Origin of the sequence: Kitasatospora sp. NPDC057518 (assembly GCF_042802075.1) — a bacterium.
In the GTDB taxonomy this organism is placed as follows: domain Bacteria; phylum Actinomycetota; class Actinomycetes; order Streptomycetales; family Streptomycetaceae; genus Kitasatospora.
Genome location: NZ_JBHVEU010000711.1, coordinates 1 through 2,579, shown reverse-complemented (window position 1 = coordinate 2,579; position 2,579 = coordinate 1). Strand labels below are relative to the sequence as shown.

The following is a 2,579-nucleotide window of genomic DNA, read 5'->3' as shown; positions in this document are numbered from 1 at the left end:
CCCTTCCGTCGTTCCTACGGTCGGACGGCCCGCCCGTGGCTCCCGCGCTGCCCCGGCCCTGACACCACCGCGACTCCCGCTCCGCCGCGGCGTCAGTCGCAGGAGGCCGCCTGATCGGGCCCGGTCGGGCCCGGGGCGGCGTGCCGGGCGCCGGGGATGTGCGGCAGCCGGGCCGCGGAGACCACGCCCTCCAGGTAGCCGCGGGCCCGCTCGGTCCGCGGGTAGGCCTCCAGCAGCGCCCAGAACGCCGGGCCGTGGTCCGGCACCAGCAGGTGCGCCAGCTCGTGCAGCAGCACGTAGTCCAGCACGTACTCCGGCATGCCCTGAAGACGGTGGGAGAGGCGGATCGTCCCCTCGCTGGGGGTGCAGGAGCCCCAGCGGGAATTCTGGTTGGTGACCCAGCGGACCTGACTGGGCCGGGCGCGGTCGTCCAGATAGGAGGCCGACAGCTCGCGGGCCCGGGCCATCAGGGCCTCGTCCCCGGGGATCCGCCGGGACTCCTGGGCGGCGAGCTTCTCCAGCATCTGCGCGACCCAGCGCTGCTCCTCGGCGTGCGACATCCGGGCCGGGATCAGCACGATGGTGCGGTCGCCCTCGCGGTAGGCGGAGACGGTACGGCTGCGGCGGGCGCTGCGGCGCACCTCGACCCGGCTGCGGTCGTGCGCCTCGGGGGCCGTGGCACCGGCGGGCGGCGGCTGCGACGGGGCCGGCCTCGGCTGCTGCCGCTGGTCCGGGCGCCCGCGCGTGTTCGGCGCCGCGACCTGCGACCCGGACGCTGCGGGGGCACGCCGACGCGACGCCGGTGGATGGGAGTCCCGCTCGGCTGCCATGGCACACGACGTTACCCGGTACCACGGACAGAAGTCCGCTGCCATGGCCGGAATCTTTCATGGAGCGATCGGGAACGAAAAGTCGACGGGGGGTGTCCGGAAAGCGACATCGGGGAGGATGGCCAGTTATCCACAGGGCGTGCGAACGGATGGGGTGATCATAAGCACAGACCTGTGGATAACTCTGCGCACGACATCGGCGTGATGGGGCAAGCTGCGGTCAGCCGTCCGGAAACGATCGGAAGGAAGATCGTCGTGCGCCTCGCCCTCAAGCCCGCGCTGTCCCGCAGCTGGCGGGACTCGGAAACCCTGCAGTTCGGCACCGTCACCCGGTTCGCCGGGGTGCTCGGCAACGCCGACAAGACCCTCTGCGACTTCCTCGCGCTGCTCGACGGGACGCGCGACCGACCGGAGCTCCTGAACGAGGGAGAACGCATCGGGCTCGGCCGCGAACCGGCCGACACCCTGCTCACCGGCCTGGAGGAGACCGGCCTGCTGGACGACGCGGAGGCTGGCCGCCGCGCGCTGGCCCGCTTCCCCGCGCAGCAGCGGGACCTGCTCGAACCGGACCTCGCCTCGCTCTCCCTGGTCCACTCCGGGCCGGGCGCCGCACCGGCGGTCCTGGGCCGCCGGGCCGACGCGCGGATCGAGGTGCGCGGCGCGGGCCGGGTCGGCGCCGCCGTGGCGGCGGTGCTCGCGGCGGGCGGCACCGGCACGGTCACGGTCGCGGACACCGGCCGGGTGAAACCCGGCGACTGCTCCCCCGCCGGGCTGCCGCCCGGGGACGTCGGCCGGCTGCGCTCGACGGCGGCCCGGGAGGCCGTGCAGCGCGCGGCGGGGCGGCCACCGGCGCCCGTGCCCCGCCGCCGGCCCGGGGACCCGCCACCGGACTTCGTGGTCCTCGCGCCCCGGGACGGCAGCGCCGCCTTCGCGGGCGGGACGTACGAGGCCCGGCTGCTGCTGCGGGCCGGGGTGCCGCACCTCTACGTGGGTGTGGTCGAGGAGTTCGGCGTCATCGGGCCACTGGTGATCCCCGGGATGTCGGCCTGCGGGCACTGCCTGGTGCTGCGGCGGGAGGACGAGGACGCCGCCTGGCCGAGGGTCCTGGCCCAGCTGGCCGACGGAGGGCCCGGCCGGGCCCGTACCCCGGCCTGCGACACGGCGCTCGCGACGGCGGTCGCCGGCCTGGCGGCCCTGCACGTCCAGGTGTTCCTGGACGGCGGGCGCCCACCGAGCGTGGACGGCTGGTGCGAGGTCTCGGCCGGGGACGGCATGCCACGGCGCCTGCGGCTGCGCGGGCACCCGGACTGCGGCTGCCTCTGGCAGCCGCTGCCCCCGGGGTGAGGAACGGAGGAGGAGAAGAAGAACGAGTCTGACGGGAGCAGGCCCGGCGGCTGCACGGCTCGGCAGCCTCCGGCCTCCCCACGGGACCACGGGCACCCACCCGGCCGTACGAGCCGATGGCCGGGGTGGGCCCGCTGTCCCGACGAACCCCCGGCCGGGGCCGACAAGCCCCACGGGCGGGTGCGAGGCCTCCCATGGCCTGTGCCGCCCTGCCCCAGGCAAGGCAGAGGCCACGGCACGGCACGGGCACGGGCACGGGCGACCGGGCACGGGCACGGGCACGGACCGGGCACGGGCACGGGCACGGACCGGCAGAGAGGACGGGGCGCCACCGCTCGGGGTACGAGGTGGGTGGGTGGGTTGTGGGTGCGGTGGGTGGTGGGCGGTGGGCGGTGGGTGGGGTGC

At 76.0% G+C, this 2,579-nt stretch carries 2 protein-coding genes; one reads left to right on the top strand and one right to left on the bottom strand.

Annotation, left to right across the window (positions count from 1 at the left end):
- Nucleotides 1-92: 92 nt before the first annotated feature.
- The gene (locus tag ACFU7Z_RS38650) at nt 93-641 is read right to left on the bottom strand and encodes a M48 family metallopeptidase (protein WP_049660411.1); all 549 of its coding nucleotides are present in this window, start codon (nt 639-641) and stop codon (nt 93-95) included.
- A gap of 444 nt (nt 642-1,085) precedes the next feature.
- On the opposite strand from ACFU7Z_RS38650, the gene ACFU7Z_RS38645 reads away from it, so the two are divergent.
- Complete coding sequence (locus ACFU7Z_RS38645) at nt 1,086-2,174, top strand: ThiF family adenylyltransferase (protein ID WP_380782823.1); 1,089 nt, start codon at nt 1,086-1,088, stop codon at nt 2,172-2,174.
- Nucleotides 2,175-2,579: the final 405 nt, after the last annotated feature.